The following is a 15,675-nucleotide window of genomic DNA, read 5'->3' as shown; positions in this document are numbered from 1 at the left end:
GTTCCCGGTTGTGCGCCGGCTGCTACAACGCCGCCGCGTCCGTCACGGGCAGCCGGCAGACGAAGTCGCGGCAGAGATACGCGGTCGGCAGGCCGTCGCGAGTGACGCGCCCCTCGAACAGCTCGAACCCGTCCGCGGCCAGGTCGATCGCATCCTGCTCGGTCACCAGAGCGATCAGCGGTGCCGGATGCCGCCGCGCGGCCTGCACGAGCCCTCCGGTATCCGCGCCCACCGATCCTGCGCCGACGCCCGCACCGCCCGTCTCCGGCCGCACCACGACGAGCTGCTCGGGCTCCTCCCCCAGGCGGGACATCAGCGTGAGCGACGCCCCGAAGCCGCTCGGCACCTGGGGCGCCTGCGCGGCGACCATCCGCATCGCCTCCCGTGCAGCCCGCTCGTACTTCCGCTCCCCCGACAGCAGGTAGAGCGTGTGCGCCGCCGCGGCGGTCGCGCTCAGACCCGAGGGATACGCGCCCTCGCTCGGGTCGACGCGCACGGCCAGCCCGGTCGCGGCCAACACCGGGTCGCCTCCGCCCGGGGTCTCGAACGGGCACGTCCCCTCGCCTGCCGCATCCAGGCACAGGTCCACCAGGTCGCGCGCCGCCGCCGCGTAGCGCGCTCCGCCGCCGGCGAGCGCCAGCTCCAGGAGGCCGCCGGCGAGCCCGCCGTAGTCCTCGAGGGTCGCCTCCGCGTCGCTGGCCCGGCCGCCGAGGGAGGCGCGGAGCAGCAGCCCGTCCGGCCGCCGGTGGCGGGTCAGCAGCATGTCGGCTGCCTCCCCCGCCGCCGCGATCCAGGCCGGTCGGTCGAGGATGCGACCGGCTCGCGCGAGGGCGCCGATCGCGAAGCCGTTCCACCCGGTCAGCACCTTGCCGTCAACGGCCGGCGGTTCCAGCCTGGCGCGCTCCTCCGGCGGGACCGTGTAGTAGGTGCCCTCGACCCGCGCGCCGTCGATCACGCTCTCGGAGTCCTGCGCCGAGGCGAAGCCTCCGGCCGGACGCCGCAGCACCGCCAGCAGGAACGCGGCGACCCCGTCGGCCGTCCGCTCCGCCCAGGCGGCGCCGCCCTGCTGCCACGCGGTGGCGTACGCGTCGAGCAGCAGCGCGTTGTCGTAGAGCATCCGTTCGTAGTGCGGGTCGCTCCAGTCGCGGCGGGTGGCGTACCGGAAGAAGCCGCCGTCGACCGGGTCGCGGAGTGGGGAGGCGGCCATGCGCTCCAGGGTCCGGTGCCCCAGTTCGCGCCCGGACGGCCGGGCGAGCAGAAAGCCAAGGACCGGCGCGACGGGGAATTTCGGCGCCGTCCCGAAGCCGCCGTACTGCGGGTCCTCCGCCTGCGCGAGCCGCTCGACAGCCGCGTCGAGGGCTCGGTCGTCGGGCAGGTCGGCGACCGCCGTCGCGGCTGCGGCCGCAGCGGTCATCGCCTCGCCGACCCGCGCGGCGTCCGACTCCACGGCGTCCCGGCGGTTCATCCACGCGTCGGCGACGGCGTCGAGCACCTGACGGAACGACGCGCGGCCGCCGATCGGCTCGGGCGGGAAGTAGGTCCCCGCGAAGAACGCGCGGCCTTCCGGTGTGGCGAACACCGTCAGCGGCCAGCCCAGGTTGTCGGTGAAGGCGCTCGCGGCGGAGAGGTAGGCCGCATCCACCTCGGGATGCTCCTCCCGGTCGACCTTGATCGCCACGTACCGCGCGTTCAGTTCGCCGGCGGCGATCGGATCGCTGAAGCTCTCGCGTGCCATGACGTGGCACCAGTGGCAGGTGGCGTATCCGATGGAGATCAGCACGGGCACATCCCGCCGCCGCGCCTCCGCGAACGCCTCGGCGCCCCACGGGAACCAGTCGACCGGGTTGGACGCGTGAGCGCGCAGGTAGGGGCTGACCGCGTCCGCGAGCCGATTCACCATGGGCTCACCCTACGACCCGGGCGCGGGAACGTAAGCCCTCGACGCCGCCAGACAGCAGCCGTACGGATGCGGTCAGGCCGGCCGATCCATCCCGTGCAGCCGCACGGACGAGTTGAGGTAGAACGCGGCGAGCACCGCGTAGGTCAGGCAGGAGACGGCCGGGATGAAGGCCCCCTCCGGGCGGCTGGCCAGGGCGCCGACGCCGGAGATGAACGCCAGGATCACCAGCGCTCCGCCGATCCAGAACCCGGCTGCGGGACGGGCGGTCGCGCGCCACCAGGGCCGCGGGTCGGTGCGGTTCTCGCCGGCGCCGCGGAAGCAGCGCACCCCGACGATGACGTACGCCACGTTCAGGGCGGCGACGATCAGCACGTCGAGCGTGGCGTTGACGAGGTTCGCGATGATGAACCCGTTCACCAGCAGGATGAACGCGAAGACGCCGACGACGTAGGCGATCTTCCCCGTGACCGACGTGATCCTCACCCGTCGAGCCTAGCCGGGAGCGGCGACACGGATGGGCCGCACGCTCCCGGCCGGTGAATCAGTTGACCTCGTCGGGGTGCGCGCTGACGCGTCCCTCGCGCTCGAGCGAGCTGATCGCGGTGACCTCGTCGGAGCTCAGCTCGAAGTCGAACACGTCGAAGTTCTCGGCCATGCGCTCGCGGCGGTTCGACTTCGGGAAGACGATGTTCCCGGTCTGCAGGTGCCAGCGGATGACGACCTGCGCCGGCGTCTTGCCGTGCGCCTCGGCGGCCTGCGACACCTCGGGCGTCTCGAACAGCGGGTACTTGCCCTGGCCGAGCGGACCCCACGCCTCGATCGCGATGCCGTGCTCGCGGGAGAACGCGGTCACCTCCGGCTGCTGGTGCGCCGGGTGCAGCTCGATCTGGTTGACGGCCGGGACCACATCCGTGTTGGCGAGCAGCTTCTCCAGGTGCGGCACCAGGAAGTTGGACACGCCGATCGCCTTCGCGCGGCCCGACGCGTAGATCTTCTCGAGCGACTTCCACGCCTGCACGAAGGTGTCCTTCTGCGGCGTCGGCCAATGGATGAGGTACAGGTCGACGTAGTCGAGCCCGAGCTTGCCGAGCGACTCGTCGAAGGCCGCCTCCGCATCGGTCTGGCGGTCGTTCCACAGCTTGGTGGTGATGAAGAGCTCGTCGCGCGGGACGCCGGAGGACGCGATCGCCTGGCCGACGCCCTCCTCGTTGCCGTAGATGGCGGCGGTGTCGATGTGGCGGTAGCCGACCTCGAGAGCGTCGGTCACGATCCGGGTGGTCTCATCCGGATCGACCTTGAAGACGCCGAAGCCGAGCTGCGGGATGGTCGTCCCATTGTTCAGGGTCAGGAGCGGAGTATTTGCGTTTGCAACCATATCCGCCACGGTACCAGCGTCAGGCGACGCACGCGCGGGCGATACCTCTATTCTGTAGGTACTTACATATCGATTTGTATTTCAGAGAGTTCGAGGAGGGCGAGCTATGCCCGGGTTGATCTACGATCCGACCGATTCACGCAGCGTGATGGATGCGTTGACGTCCAATCTTGCGGCTGCCCGATCCACGCTCGGTACGACCTCCCGGGCCACCCGACAGCTGGTCGCCGCCATGGCTCCAGGCGGACCGCTGTCCGGCAAGGCCTACACTGCGGCCGGACAGCTGTTTTCGCGAGGCATCGCTCCTCGCCTCGCGACGGGGAACGCGAAGCTCGACGCGATCCAGGCCGACCTCGACACATACACCGTCGCGGACGCCAAGGTCTCTCGTCTGGGCGTGCTGGACGAAGACGCGCTGAACATCCAACTCACCGCGACACAACGACAACGGGACGCGACGGAGCGGCTGGTGGAGACGAATCGCGCGGTGGCGACTGCGACGTCCGTGATTCCCGGATTGAGCGACGCGCTGCAGTTGGTCAACGACCGGTTGGAACTCGTCCTGAATCAGCTCGAGCGCGACGTCCGCGAGCTGGAAGACAGGCTGAAAGCACTCCATACGTTCGACTCGGACACCCGCGGACTGTTCGCACAGCAGTTCCACCCACAGCCGGTGACCACTGCAACGCCAGCCGGATCGAAACCGAACCACTCAGCCGAGCAGGTCATCCAGGAACTGACCATGCAGTTCCTTCGCGGCGCGAGTCCCGCCGATTGGGTCGCGTGGGCCAAGAAGAACGGCTACAGCCCCCAGGACCTGGTCAACCTGATCAAGAAGATGACCCCGCAACAGCGGGACCGGCTCACAGACCTCCTCGCCGGGATGGGACCCGACCGGTACGGGCTGGCATCGTGGCTTTTCAGCGGTACCAAACGCGGCGATGTGGATTGGCTGCACGACCACTTTCCCGAGCTGGAGCCCGGGCTCATCGACGGCACACGGTGGAAGCAGTGGTCCGACATCGATGTCACCGGCAGGTTCTCTCCCGAAGACATCAATCAGGGCGCCGTGAACGACTGCTGGTGGATCGGCACCCTCGCCGCATACGCCAATAGCCCCGAAGGCGAGAAGTGGCTGAAGGACCACATCCGCGCCAATCCCAACGGGACCTTCACCGTCACCCTGTATGTCGATGGGAAGCCGGTCGAGGTCACCGTCACGGAGTACTTCCCCGCGAGTGACAAAGAATCTACCGCCGGCAACGGGTTCTGGAACGAGCAGAACAAGAAAGTACCGAATTGGGCATCGATCTACGAGAAGGCCCGTGCTGCGCTTCCGGACACCGGCTCGTACCACAACCTCAGCGGCGGCTGGTCGATCGTGAACCCGAACTTCGGGTCCGGCGGTGCCATGGGCACACTTACCGGCGACGAGGCAAGCTGGATCACCCCCAGTGACCCCATCACCCGCCTCCCTCTCCCCGGATACCAACTCTCAGACCTGCGCAAAGACCTCTTCGACGGCCGCCCAGTCACGGTCACCACCTACATCAGCGGCCGCACCGACATGGTCGACTTCCACCAATACACCGTCACCAGCGTCAATCCCGACAGCACCGTCACCCTCCGCAACCCATGGGGACAGGACGCTTCTCTCAACGGGACGCCCAAGCCGGAATATCTGCACCTCACCTTCGATGAACTGCAACGGGCCGGTTTCTACATCAACATCGGGGCACCGATCCGATGATCACTCGGCCCACAGGTCGGCTTCGCCGACGCGCGTTCGCGATCGGTGCAGCCCTGCTCGGCACCGTGGTCGCAGCCGGGATCGTCGTCAACGCCTTGCTCGCCCCGCCGCCGAAACCGGCGGGCACGAACAACGTCGTCACCGGGGAGTTTCAGCGCGAGGAATACCCGAACGTTCCGTCCGACGAGCAATACACCTCTACAACCGTCAATGGATGCAAGGTCGTCATGGGAACCTACGGCGCATGGCCTTGGACTACCGACTCGTTCCGACTCCGATTCGATGTGACGTCCATGACCTCCGCAGTTTCTTCGGACCCCTCGACCGAATTGGTCTATGACGGACCTGACCAGAACATCTGGGGCAGCACCACCTTCGATCAAATGGCGAAGGTCGGTCACAGCTACCGGTTCGGACCCGCCACCGTGAAGGTGCTCCAGGTCTGGAACTCCCCCCTGCCGCAGTACCGGCGCGCGTATCTTAAGGTCACCTTCGACAAGTCCCAAGTCCTCTGCCCACCACCCAAGACCTACGCGGCCGAGTGACGATGTCGAAACCACACCTCACGACACCAGCGAAGATTGGACACCGCGCGCACCGTGTCCGCCGACTCGTGATCAACGTCGGCTCAGCGCCAACCCCCCAGAAAGTGCGGGCGGCCCTCCCGGACGGCGGTGCGTACGACAATCGCAGCGGCGGCTGGGTGCCGAACATGTCCGACTCCACGGGCGTTCCCCAACCGGACCACCCTCCCCTCACCTTCGATGAACTGCAACGAGCCGTTTTCTACGTAAATATCGGAGCACCAATTAAATGACCGACCAGACCACCACTCCTGCCCGTAGGCGCGGGTGGATCGTCACCGCAATCGTGCTGGGCGTCCTGATCACGACCGGAGCCGTCGTCAACGCCTTCCTTGCCCCGCCCCCGAAGCCAGCGGGCACGAACAACGTCGTCACCGGCGATTTTCAACGCGCGGAATACCCGAACGTCCCCTCGCACGAGCAATCCACCTACTCCGAGGCCGTCGACAGATGCCAGCTGAGCGTCGGGACTTATGGTGCATGGGAGTGGACCGAGGACTCTATTCGCCTCCGATTCGATCTGAAGACCCTTTCGATCAGGCCTGATTATGATCCCAGCAGCATCAGCCAGGACAGCCCATTCGAAGACAGCTGGCCCAACCGCACGATCTTCAATCAAATGGTGAAGGTCGGCCACAGCTACCGGTTCGGTCCCGCCACCGTGAAAGTCCTCCAGGTCTGGAACTCCCCCATCCCCCAGTACCGGCGCGCCTACCTCAAGGTCACCTTCGACGAATCCCAAGTCCTCTGCCCACCGCCGAAGACGTACACCGCCGGCTGACCCGGGTACCCACCGGGCCGCCACGACCTCAGCCGGATGCGCCCGAGGTCGACACCTCCGTGATCGACGCCCCCTCCGCCTCGAACCGGGCCACCAGCTCGCGCTTCAGCACCTTCCCGCTCGGCCCGAGCGGCAGCGCCTCGAGGATCTCCACGCGCCGCGGGTACTTGTACGCCGCCACCCGCTCGCGCGCGAACACGAGCAGCTCGTCGACCTCCACCTCGCCGCCGGGCATCAGCGTCACCGCCGCCATGATCTCCTGCCCGTGCGTCTCGTGCGTCACCCCGAAAACGGCCACCATAGCGACAGCCGGATGCGCGGACAGCACCTCCTCGACCTCGCGCGGGTACACGTTGTAGCCGTTGCGGACGATCATGTCCTTCTTGCGATCGACGATCGTGATGTAGTCGTCGTCGCTCTTCGTGCCGAGGTCGCCGGTGCGGAACCAGCCGTCGACGACCGCCTCCGCATTCGCCTCCGGGAGGTTGAGGTAGCCCTTCATCAGGTTGTGTCCGCGCACCACGATCTCGCCGAGCTCGCCGCGCGGGAGCAGCTGGATGCGGTCATCCACCTCCGCGTCGGCGATCTCCACATCCACGCCCCAGATGGGCGTTCCGACCGTGCCCACGCGGGTCGGCCGTCCGCGGTGGTTGAAGGAGGCGACCGGCGACGTCTCGGTGAGGCCGTAGCCTTCGTGCACGTCTATGCCGTACACCTCTTTCATGCGCTCGATCACGGCGACGGGGATGGCCGCGCCGCCGCTCATCCCGTACCGGAGCGGCGGACGGTCGGGGTTGGTCTTCGCGGCCTCCAGCAGTGCGATGTACATCGTCGGAACCCCGGTCATGACGGTGCAGGCGTGCTGGTTCATCAACTGCAGGGCGGTGGCGCCGTCGAACTTCGGCACGAGCACGACGGCCGCGCCCGCGCGGAATCCCATGTTCATCACGCAGGTCTGCCCGAACGTGTGGAACAGCGGCAGGCAGCCGAGGATGCGATCCTCCGGCTCCAGGTCGAGCGTGCCGGAGAGCAGCACGTTCACCTGCTCGACCAGCGAGAAGTGGCATCCCTCCGCGCCCTTCGGCTTGCCGGTCGTCCCGCTCGTGTAGAGGATCGTCGCGGTGTCGAACGGGTCGCGCGGCACGTACGTGTCGACGGGCTCGGCGTCGGCGGCGAGCTCCTCCAGGCGCGGGAACGGCGCCTGTTCGTACATCTCGTCCGGCACCAGCACCGACACGATCGGGATAGCGGCGAGCGCGGCTCCACGCGCCCCCTCCGCCAGCAGCGGCGCGGCGCAGATCAGCAGCGACGCCCCGGAGTCGCGCAGCACGTACGCGATCTCGTCGGCCTTCAGCAGCGCATGCACCGGCACGACGACCGCACCGAGGGCGAGGACGGCGTAGTACGACCGCGGGAAGTCGGGCACGTTCGGCAGCATCAGCGCCACCTTGTCGCCCGGCCCGACGCCGAGCCCTTTCAGCGCTCCGGCGTAGGCGCGGGTCTGATCCCACAGCTCGCTGTAGCGGATCTCCTGCCCCGCGAAGATCAGAGCGACGTTGTCGGGCATCCGATGCGCCGTCTCCGCCAGGATGCTCGCGACAGACATGGTCGCATAGCCGTGACTCATGGGTTCTCCTCGTCTCCATTGACGCCGGACCCGTTCCGGGTGTGATGCGAACCTACGTCAGCGGCGGGCGCGGGGCAACGCCCCCGGCTGGGGACCGTCCGGGATGGCGCCCCACACGGGTAAACTGGAGGGCTCATGTCTTCGACCGCGACCCTCCCCCGCATCGTCTTCCCGCCCGAGCTGCCGGTCAGCCGGAAGCGGGAGGACATCGCGCGCGCCATCCGCGACAATCAGGTCGTCATCGTCGCCGGCGCGACCGGGTCGGGCAAGACCACACAGCTGCCGAAGATCGCGCTGGAGCTCGGCCGCACCAGCATCGGCCACACGCAGCCCCGGCGCCTCGCCGCGCGCACCATAGCGGAGCGGATCGCGGAGGAGCTGGGGCAGTCCGTCGGCGAGCTGGTCGGCTATCAGGTCCGCTTCACCGACCGCGTGTCCAAGGCGACCAGGATCAAGCTGATGACCGACGGCATCCTGCTCAACGAGCTGCGCCGCGACAGGATGCTGCGGGCGTACGACACGATCATCATCGACGAGGCCCACGAGCGCAGTCTCAACATCGACTTCCTGCTGGGATACCTCAAGCAGCTGCTGCCGCAGCGTCCCGACCTCAAGCTCATCATCACGTCGGCGACCATCGACCCGGAGAGCTTCGCGCAGCACTTCGCCTCCGCGGACGGCACCCCGGCGCCGATCGTCGAGGTCTCCGGCCGCACCTACCCGGTCGAGATCCGCTACCGTCCGCTGGTCGCCGAAGCGCTGGACGAGGACGACGACGATCCGGACCCGGTGCCGTCGGCCGACCGCGACTACCTTCAGGGCATCAACGACGCGCTCGACGAGCTGGCGCGTGAGGCCGCAGGCGACGTGCTCGTCTTCCTCTCCGGCGAGAACGAGATCCGGGATGCGACCGACGCGATCCGTGGCCGCAATCTACCCGGAACCGAGGTTCTGCCGCTCTACGGCCGCCTCTCCTCCGCCGAGCAGCACCGCGTCTTCCAGCCGTCGACGCTCCCGGGCATCCGGCGCCGCGTCGTCCTCGCCACCAATGTCGCCGAGACCAGCCTCACCGTCCCGGGCATCAAGTACGTGGTGGATGCGGGCACGGCCCGGATCAGCCGGTACAGCACGCGAGCGAAGGTGCAGCGGCTTCCGATCGAGGCGATCTCGCAGGCCAGCGCCAACCAGCGGTCGGGCCGCTCCGGCCGCACCAGCGACGGTATCGCCATCCGGCTGTACTCCGAGGAGGACTTCGCCAAGCGGCCCGAGTTCACCGAGCCCGAGATCCTCCGCACCAACCTCGCCGCGGTGATCCTGCAGATGATCTCGCTCGGCCTCGGCGACATCGCGGCATTCCCGTTCCTCACGCCGCCCGACTCACGCGGCATTAAAGACGGTCTGGATCTGCTCACCGAGCTCGGGGCAATCGCGACGGCGAAGGAGGGCACGAAGCTCACGCCGGTCGGACGCCAGCTCGCACAGCTCCCGATCGACCCGCGGTTCGCCCGCATGGTCGTCGAGTCGAAACGCCACGGCACCTCGCGCGAGGTGATGGCCATCGTCGCCGGACTCACCATCCAGGACCCGCGCGAGCGTCCCGTCGAGCGCCGCGGCAGCGCCGACGAGAAGCACGCCCGGTTCGCCGACCCGACCAGCGACTTCCTCACCCTCCTCAACCTCTGGAACTACCTCGAAGAGCAGCAGAAGGAGCTCTCGTCCAGCGCCTTCCGGCGGCTCTGCAAGGCCGAGTTCCTCAACTTCCTGCGGGTCCGCGAGTGGCAGGACGTCTACCGCCAGCTGCGGCAGCTCGCCAAGCCGCTGGGGCTGACCATCGGCGAGCCGTCCGTGAACCCCGACGGCATCCACCGCTCGCTGCTCGCCGGGCTGCTCTCGCACATCGGGCTGAAGGATGTGCGCGAGACCGGTCCTGCGCCGAAGGGTGCGGGCAAGGCCCCGCGCAGCAGGCAGGCCGAGTATCTCGGCGCCCGCCAGACCAGGTTCGTGATCTTCCCCGGATCCACCCTGGCCAAGAAGCAGCCGAACGCGGTGATGAGCGCCGAGCTGGTGGAGACATCCCGGCTGTTCGCGCGGATGAACGCGGCCATCGACCCGGCGTGGGCCGAGCCTATCGCGGGAGACCTCTGCAAGCGCCAGTACAGCGAGCCGCACTGGGAGAAGAACCAGGGGTCCGTCGTCGCCTACGAGCGCGTGACGCTGTTCGGCGTCCCGATCATCCCGCGCCGGCGCGTGCAGTATGCGCGGATCGACCGGGAGCTGTCACGCGAGCTCTTCATCCGGCACGCTCTCGTCGACGGCGAATGGGACTCGCACCAGGCGTTCGACCGCGCCAACAGGAAGCTCCGAGCGGAGCTGCGCGAGCTGGAGGAGCGCACCCGCCGCCGCGACATCCTCAACGACGACGAGGCGGTCTTCGAGTTCTACGACAAGCGCATCCCCGCCGACGTGGTGTCGACGCGGTCGTTCGAGGGCTGGTGGAAGAAGGCAAGGCAGGAGACGCCCGACCTCCTCACGATGACGCCGGAGGCGCTGCTCGACGAGGAGGCGGCCGAGGTCGACGAGGACGCCTTCCCGCCGGTCTGGCGCCAGGGCGACCAGCAGTTGACCCTGCGGTACCGGTTCGAGCCGGGCGCGGAGGACGACGGGGTGACCGTGCAGGTGCCGCTTCCGCTGCTCGCCGGGCTGCTCCCCGACGGCTTCGACTGGCAGGTGCCCGGGCTCCGCCACGAGCTCGTAACCGCGCTCATCAAGTCGCTGCCGAAGGCGATCCGGCGGCAGGTGGTCCCGGCCGCCGACTGGGCGCAGCGGCTGCTCGGCGAGCTGTCGGGCACAGCCGGGATGCGCGCCCACGAGGGTGAACGGCCCGCGGCCTCCCTCGCCGACACGCTCGCGGCGGCGATCTCGCGGCTGACCGGATCCCGGGTCAGCGGCTCGGACTTCGACCTCGACCGCCTCCCCGCGCACCTCCGGCCGACGTTCCAGGTCGTCGGAGAGCGCGGACGCACGCTCGCCAGCGGGAAGGACCTCGGCGCCCTGCAGGAGCGGCTGCGATCGCGGGCCCGCGACTCCGTCGCCGCCGTCGCGGAGGCGCGAACGCCCAACGCGATCGAACGGACCGCTCTGACGACCTGGGATCTCGACGAGCTCCCCCGCTTCGTCGACTCCACGCACACCGGCCCGGGCGGCACGAAGAACGTGATCCGCGCCTACCCGGCACTCGTCGACGACGGCGACTCCGTCAGCATCCGCCTGATGGGAACGCCCGCCGAGCAGGCCCGGGCGATGCCGGGCGGTGTGCGGCGACTGCTGCTCGCCGGCATCCCCTCGCCCGTCGCCTACGTGCAGCAGCACCTGACGGTCAACGAGAAGCTCACGCTCGCGGCGAGCCCCTACCCCAACACCAAGGCGCTGTTCGACGACTGCCTGCTCGCCGTGATCGACTCGGTGCTGTACCGGATGAAGCCCGACGGCCAGGTGTTCATGCGCGCCGAATTCGAGGCGGTGCGGGATCGGGTGTCCGGCATCGTGATGGACTCGATGTTCGAGACGGTCGCGCTCGTCACGCGCATCCTCACCGCCGCCCGCACAGCCGAGAAGGCGATCGCGGGCGTGACGGCGCTGACCTACCTGGCGGCGCTGAACGACGCGAAGGGGCAGCTCTCCGGACTCGTCTGGGCCGGGAAGGGCGTCGGATTCGTGTCGGCGACAGGGCTCGAGCAGCTGCGGCATCTGCCGCGGTACCTCGCCGGGATCACGCAGCGCATGCAGGCGCTGCCCACGAACCCCGGCCGCGACCGGGCCTGGCAGACGCAGGTGGAGACGGCGGTCGCGCTGTACACGGACGCGGGCGGCCGCATCCCGCTCGCGCCCGGGTCGCCGCCGTCGCTGGTGCACGCGCGGTGGATGCTGGAGGAGTTCCGCGTCTCGCTGTTCGCCCAGTCCCTCGGCACCGCCGAGACCGTCTCCCTCCAGCGCATCCGCAAAGTCCTCACCTCCTGACCGTCGCGCCTCCGCGCCACTCCGTCCCACCGTCGAGTCCGCAAACTTTGCACACTCCGACCGCGTGTGGCGTGCAAAGTTTGCGGACTCGACGGCGGGCGGCTGACGACGGGGACGGGGTCAGACGCCGAGGTGGAAGCCGCCGTTGGAGTGGAGGAGCTGGCCGGTGATCCAGCCGCCGCTGACGGACAGGAGGAAGGCGACGAGGTCGGCGGTGTCGTGCGGGCGTCCCAGGCGGCCCAGCGCGGTCTCCGCCGTCAGCTGCTCGACCAGTTCGGGCGTCATCCACCCGGTGTCGATCGGTCCGGGATTGATGAGGTTAGCCGTAATCCCGAGGTGCGCAAGCTCGACGGCGGCAGCCTTCACGATCCGGTCGAGAGCACCCTTGCTCGCGCCGTACGGCAGGTTGTGCGCGGTGTGGTCGCTGGTCAGCGCGACGATCCGCCCGAGACCGGATGCGCCGGACGGGAACTGCTCGGCGAACGCCCTGATGAGCAGCCACGAGCCGCGCGTGTTCACGGCGAAATGCCGGTCGAACGCCTCAACCGAGGTGTCGAGGATGCCGCTGTCGACCGAGTGCGCGTGGCTCATCACGAGCGCCTGCACCGGTCCCAGCTCGTCGCGCACCCGCGCCATCGCGGCGGCCGGAGCCTCCGTGTCCGCCAGGTCGACCGGCACGGGCAACGCGCGAGCGCCCATCCCGCGCAGCTCCTCCGCGAGCGCCTCGTGCTCGGTCGGATGCGCACCCCACGGCATCTCCGAGTCGTACCCGTCCCAGTACCCGAACGCGACATCGAACCCGATGGACGCGAGGTTCCGGGCGATCGCATCGCCGATCGACCCCCGTCGGCTCGCACCGGTCACGAACACCACAGCCCGCTTCGCATCCACCCCGTGATGCTATCGGCTCCGGAGTTTTTCGCCTCGACACGCCGTGTCGAGGCCGAAAAACTCCGGAGCCGATGGAGGGGAGGCTAGAGCACCTTCGAGAGGAACGCCTGCGTCCGCTGGTGCTGCGGGTTGCTGAGAACTTCGCGCGGGTCGCCGGACTCGACGACGACGCCGCCGTCCATGAACACAAGCTCGTCCGCGACCTCGCGGGCGAAGCCCATCTCGTGCGTCACGACCACCATGGTCATACCGCTCGCGGCCAAGCCCTTCATGACATCCAGCACTTCGCCGACGAGCTCCGGGTCGAGCGCCGAGGTGGGCTCGTCGAACAGCATCAGCTTGGGGTCCATCGCAAGCGCACGCGCGATCGCGACGCGCTGCTGCTGACCGCCGGACAGCTGCGACGGGTAGTGGTCGCCCTTGTCGCTCAGTCCCACGCGGGCGAGCAGCTCGGTCGCGCGCTCTACCGCCTTCGCCTTCGAGAGGCCCTTCACGCGAATGGGCGCCTCGATGATGTTCTCCAGCGCCGTCATGTGCGGGAAGAGGTTGAACCGCTGGAACACCATCCCGATCTCGCGACGCTGCCGGGCGGCCTCCTTCGGCTTCAGCTCGTACAGCTTGTCGCCGTGCTGGCGGTAGCCGACCACCTCGCCGTCAACCGAGAGACGGCCGGCGTCAACGCGCTCCAAATGGTTGATGCAGCGGAGGAACGTGGACTTGCCGGAGCCCGACGGGCCGATGATGCACAGCACCTCGCCCGGGTTCACCTTGAGGTCGATGCTCTTGAGCACCTCGTTCGAGCCGAAGCTCTTCGAGACGCCCTCGGCCAGCACCATGGGGGTCTTCGTGTCGGTCATCCCTTGCCTCCGAGGTCGTTGCCGTCCGGTGCGCCGGCCGCGGGGAGCGCGCCGGTCGCGAGGGCCGGGTCGTTGCGGTCCGGGCGGCGCGCGTTGACGCCGCGGGAGAACCGCTTCTCCAAGAAGTACTGCCCCACCATCAGCAAGGAGGTGAAGAGCAGGTACCAGAGCGACGCCACGATGAGCAGCGGGATGGGCGTGTAAGTGACCGCCGAGATGTCGCGCGCGACACCGTACAGGTCGGTCGTCAGAGGGATCGCCGCCACCAGCGAGGTCGTCTTCAGCATCGAGATCACCTCGTTGCCGGTCGGCGGGATGATGACGCGCATGGCCTGCGGGATGACGATCCGGGTCATCGTCTGCCACCACGACATTCCGAGCGCGGTCGCCGCCTCCTCCTGGCCCTCGTCGACCGAGAGCAGGCCGGCGCGGACGATCTCCGCCATGTACGCGGCCTCGTTCAGCGCGAGGCCGATGACGGCGATGATGAAGGCGTTCTGCATGAAGCCGAGGTTCAGATCCACGCCGATGTTCGTCCACGGCACGCCCAGGAAGATCTGCGGGTAGATCAGCGAGAACAGGCCCCAGAAGACCAGCTGCACGTAGACCGGGGTGCCGCGGAAGATCCACAGGTACAGCCAGGCGACCGACTTCACGACCGGGTTCGGCGAGAGGCGCATCACCGCAAGGATGAGGCCGAGCACGACGCCGATGATCATCGAGTAGATCGTCAGCTGAAGGGTGACGAGCGCAGCAGCACTGATGCGCTTGTCGAAGACGTACTTGCCGACGTACTGCCAGCCGTAGGCCTCGCGCTGAGAGGCGTCCACGATGAACCAGACCAGCAGGAGGATGAGGATCGCCGCGATGACGATGCGCCAGGGGTGCCGGAGCTTGATCGCCTTGATCGGCTCGGGACGGGTCCCGCCCGGCGACGGGACGGATCCCGTCGCCGGGCGGGCGGTGTTGCTCTGTGACATGAAGGTCAGCCCTTCGAGGCCGCGTTGACCTCGGCCGACTCGACGGCGCCGTCGGCGACGCCCCACTTGTCGAGGATCTTCTTGTAGGTGCCGTCGTCGATGAGGGCCTGGACGGCCTTCTGCAGCACGGGGGTGAGCTCCGAGTCCTTCTTGACGGGGAGGCCGTACGGCGCCTCGTCGAAGGTCTTGCCGGCGGCCTCGAGCTTGCCGTTCGACTTGGAGATGGCGTACAGCGTGACGGGCGAGTCGGCGCTGAGGGCGTCGGCCTTGCCGAGGATGACCGCGTTGGTCGCGTCGTCCTGGGTGTCGTAGCGGAGGGCCTGGATGGCGGGCTTGCCCTCATCCGTGCACTTCTTCGACTTGGCGGGGACCTCGTCCGTGTCCTCGTAGGTCGTCGACTGGACGGCGACCTTCAGGCCGCAGGCGTTGTCCGGGTCGATGTTCTTGCCCTTCTGGGCGGCCCAGAGGATGCCGGCCGAGTAGTAGTTGACGAAGTCGACCTGCTGCTCGCGCTCGGTGGTGTCGGTGAACGACGACATTCCGTAGTCGTCCTTGCCGCCCGCGACGCTCGGGATGATGTTGTCGAACTTCGCGATCGCGAACTCCGTCTTCACCCCCAGCTTGTCGCCGATGGCCTTGGCGAGGTCGACCTCCCAGCCGACCGGCTGGGAGTTGTCGTCCTTGAACTCGTTCGGCGGGTACGTGTTGTCCATGCCGACCACCAGCTTGCCGGCGTCCTTGACCTTCTGGGGCAGCTGCCCGGCGAGGGTGTCGTCCTTCTTCACGTCCGAGACCGAGCTCGTCGTTGAGCTGCCGGACGGGGTGCTGTTGTCGACGCAACCGCTGAGCGCGAGCGCTGCGACGGCGGCGATTGCGGCGATGGGAGCCACGGTACGAATGCGCATGATTGTCG

Annotated in this window: 12 protein-coding genes; 4 read left to right on the top strand and 8 right to left on the bottom strand. The window is 68.4% G+C overall.

Annotated features, from left to right (window positions below; all coding sequences use genetic code 11):
• Positions 1-22 precede the first annotated feature (22 nt).
• From AXZ95_RS16620 to AXZ95_RS16610, 3 genes are all read right to left on the bottom strand, one after another.
• The gene (locus AXZ95_RS16620) at positions 23-1,900 is read right to left on the bottom strand and encodes a DUF255 domain-containing protein (RefSeq protein WP_018191667.1); all 1,878 of its coding nucleotides are present in this window, start codon (positions 1,898-1,900) and stop codon (positions 23-25) included.
• A gap of 72 nt (positions 1,901-1,972) precedes the next feature.
• Positions 1,973-2,383 carry a hypothetical protein gene (locus AXZ95_RS16615; protein WP_018191668.1) on the bottom strand — a complete coding sequence of 137 codons (411 nt, stop codon included), beginning with the start codon at positions 2,381-2,383 and terminating at the stop codon, positions 1,973-1,975.
• A 58-nt stretch (positions 2,384-2,441) separates the two neighbouring features.
• On the bottom strand, positions 2,442-3,275 hold the full coding sequence (locus AXZ95_RS16610) for an aldo/keto reductase (RefSeq protein ID WP_018191669.1): 834 nt from the start codon (positions 3,273-3,275) through the stop codon (positions 2,442-2,444).
• A 106-nt stretch (positions 3,276-3,381) separates the two neighbouring features.
• On the opposite strand from AXZ95_RS16610, the gene AXZ95_RS16605 reads away from it, so the two are divergent.
• The 3 genes from AXZ95_RS16605 (at position 3,382) to AXZ95_RS16595 (ending at position 6,390) form a co-directional block, all read left to right on the top strand.
• Positions 3,382-5,025 carry a C2 family cysteine protease gene (locus AXZ95_RS16605; protein ID WP_018191670.1) on the top strand — a complete coding sequence of 548 codons (1,644 nt, stop codon included), beginning with the start codon at positions 3,382-3,384 and terminating at the stop codon, positions 5,023-5,025.
• Positions 5,022-5,570, top strand: coding sequence for a hypothetical protein (locus AXZ95_RS16600; protein ID WP_018191671.1), 549 nt, complete (start codon positions 5,022-5,024; stop codon positions 5,568-5,570). Before AXZ95_RS16605 ends, AXZ95_RS16600 begins: the two co-directional genes overlap by 4 nt.
• A gap of 268 nt (positions 5,571-5,838) precedes the next feature.
• Positions 5,839-6,390, top strand: a complete 552-nt coding sequence (locus AXZ95_RS16595; protein WP_018191672.1) for a hypothetical protein — start codon at positions 5,839-5,841, stop codon at positions 6,388-6,390.
• Between the two features lie 28 nt (positions 6,391-6,418).
• Here the strand turns inward: AXZ95_RS16595 and AXZ95_RS16590 are convergent, their stop codons facing one another.
• A complete protein-coding gene (locus AXZ95_RS16590; RefSeq protein ID WP_018191673.1) occupies positions 6,419-8,017 on the bottom strand; it encodes a long-chain fatty acid--CoA ligase in 1,599 nt (532 codons plus the stop codon).
• A 135-nt stretch (positions 8,018-8,152) separates the two neighbouring features.
• On the opposite strand from AXZ95_RS16590, the gene hrpA reads away from it, so the two are divergent.
• Complete coding sequence (hrpA, locus tag AXZ95_RS16585; protein ID WP_018191674.1) at positions 8,153-12,034, top strand: ATP-dependent RNA helicase HrpA; 3,882 nt, start codon at positions 8,153-8,155, stop codon at positions 12,032-12,034.
• A 120-nt stretch (positions 12,035-12,154) separates the two neighbouring features.
• On the opposite strand, the gene AXZ95_RS16580 is transcribed toward hrpA, so the two are convergent.
• The 4 genes from AXZ95_RS16580 to AXZ95_RS16565 form a co-directional block, all read right to left on the bottom strand.
• On the bottom strand, positions 12,155-12,925 hold the full coding sequence (locus tag AXZ95_RS16580) for an SDR family oxidoreductase (RefSeq protein WP_043742476.1): 771 nt from the start codon (positions 12,923-12,925) through the stop codon (positions 12,155-12,157).
• A gap of 83 nt (positions 12,926-13,008) precedes the next feature.
• Positions 13,009-13,782 carry an amino acid ABC transporter ATP-binding protein gene (locus AXZ95_RS16575; protein WP_018191676.1) on the bottom strand — a complete coding sequence of 258 codons (774 nt, stop codon included), beginning with the start codon at positions 13,780-13,782 and terminating at the stop codon, positions 13,009-13,011.
• Positions 13,779-14,762, bottom strand: a complete 984-nt coding sequence (locus AXZ95_RS16570) for an amino acid ABC transporter permease (protein ID WP_018191677.1) — start codon at positions 14,760-14,762, stop codon at positions 13,779-13,781. Before AXZ95_RS16570 ends, AXZ95_RS16575 begins: the two co-directional genes overlap by 4 nt.
• A 5-nt stretch (positions 14,763-14,767) precedes the next feature.
• The gene (locus tag AXZ95_RS16565) at positions 14,768-15,667 is read right to left on the bottom strand and encodes an ABC transporter substrate-binding protein (protein WP_026307250.1); all 900 of its coding nucleotides are present in this window, start codon (positions 15,665-15,667) and stop codon (positions 14,768-14,770) included.
• Positions 15,668-15,675 lie beyond the last annotated feature (8 nt).

The sequence above is a fragment of the Leifsonia sp. 115AMFTsu3.1 genome (assembly GCF_004362795.1).
In the GTDB taxonomy this organism is placed as follows: Bacteria; Actinomycetota; Actinomycetes; order Actinomycetales; family Microbacteriaceae; genus Leifsonia.
This window is presented reverse-complemented; position numbering and strand designations above follow the sequence as displayed.